Source organism: Kitasatospora sp. NPDC001159 (genome assembly GCF_053598235.1).
The window spans coordinates 1-1240 of the sequence record NZ_JBSFJV010000290.1; the positions used below are offsets into that span (position 1 = coordinate 1).

A 1240-nucleotide genomic window follows, 5' to 3' on the forward strand; every position below is an offset into this window, starting at 1 on the left:
TGGCAGTCGAACGGGTAACGGACGGGCCGCTGCCGGGGACCACCGAGGCGCCGGCCGAGCCGGCGCCGGAGGCCGAGGCGGTGGGCGCAGCGGAGGGCTCGCCGTGGGCCGTGGGGGTGGGCGTGGAGGTGCTGGTTGCGGCAGTGGCCATTCCCCCCGCGGTCGCGATGGCTGCGGCGGTGGCGGCGATGAGCATGATCGGGCGGATACGCATGAATCCGTGTCCTTTTCTGCCGGGCGTCCGGTTGACGCCTGCGCCCCTGTAGGTCTCCCGACGCCCGGCAGGTCGCGCCCCGCGCACGTGATCCAGGTCATAGGCCGCGGGTGCAACCCTGGGGCGGTGCTCGTGCGTACAGGGCGGGAGGCTCCGCCCAGGACGCACGGCTCCACCGCCGCAGCCGAGGAGTGCTTCCTCGCGAGCCGCCTGTGCCGCGAGCTGACGGACAGCCCCGGAAGAGAGGCCCTTGATGACGCCACAGGAGTTCGACGCGTTCTACGCGGCGTCCTTCTCCCGCCTGACCGGGCAGCTCTACGCGCTAACCGGCAACTGGTCCGAAGCACAGGACGTGGTCCAGGAGGCGTTCATCCGCGCGTGGGACCGAAGGCGCACCTTCGACCCGGACAGCGCCCCGGAGGCATGGATCCGGACCACGGCCCGGCGGCTGGCCCTCTCCCGCTGGCGACGTGTGGCCCGGGGCCTGCACTTGGCCGGACGCCACCACCGCCAAGAACCGCCCACCGTCGAGCCGCCCACCGAGGAGCACCTGATGCTGGTCACCGCGCTACGCGACCTGCCCGAGGCACAGCGGAGCGCCCTGGTCCTGCACCACATGTGCGACCTCTCCGTCGAGCAGGTCGCGGCCGAGACTGGCGCCAGCGTCAGCGCCGTCAAGAGTCGCCTCGCCCGCGGCCGGGCCGCGCTCGCGGCCAGACTCGCCGACCGGACCCCGACCAGCGAGGAAGGAAAGCTCCGTGTCTGACCCCATCCACGACACCCTCGGCGACAGGCTGCGGCTGCTCGGCACGCAGATGCCCGCGCCGACCCTGCCCGCTGCGGAGATCCGCCGACGCGCCGACCGGCGCCGGCACCGCCGACACGCCCTCGCTGCGACCGCGGCCTGCACCGCGGCAGCCCTGTGCCTGGCTCTCCCGTCCGTGCTGCACTCACCGGGACCACAGAAAGGAGCAGCCACCACAGACGTCTCCTCCGTGCCTGCTTCCGTTCCGGCTTCCCCGCGTC

The 1240-nt window shown here is 73.1% G+C and carries 2 protein-coding genes and 1 pseudogene; 2 read left to right on the forward strand and 1 reads right to left on the reverse strand.

Annotated elements, in window-relative coordinates; translation table 11 throughout:
* Positions 1-214, reverse strand: a pseudogene (locus ACWC9T_RS41930) (hypothetical protein); the annotation flags it as partial.
* Positions 215-467: 253 nt separating this feature from the next.
* On the opposite strand from ACWC9T_RS41930, the gene ACWC9T_RS41935 reads away from it, so the two are divergent.
* Both ACWC9T_RS41935 and ACWC9T_RS41940 read left to right on the forward strand, forming a co-directional pair.
* Positions 468-980 (forward strand): SigE family RNA polymerase sigma factor, encoded by a 513-nt coding sequence (locus ACWC9T_RS41935; RefSeq protein ID WP_449826267.1) that lies wholly within the window; start codon positions 468-470, stop codon positions 978-980.
* On the forward strand, positions 973-1240 hold a 268-nt coding region (locus ACWC9T_RS41940), incomplete at its 3' end, for a hypothetical protein (RefSeq protein ID WP_449826268.1). The genes ACWC9T_RS41935 and ACWC9T_RS41940, both read left to right, overlap by 8 nt.

What these genes read in the sequence shown, in the direction of transcription:
- ACWC9T_RS41935 (WP_449826267.1), top strand. Translation starts at nt 468, where the DNA reads ATGACGCCACAGGAGTTCGACGCGTTCTACGCGGCGTCCTTCTCCCGC.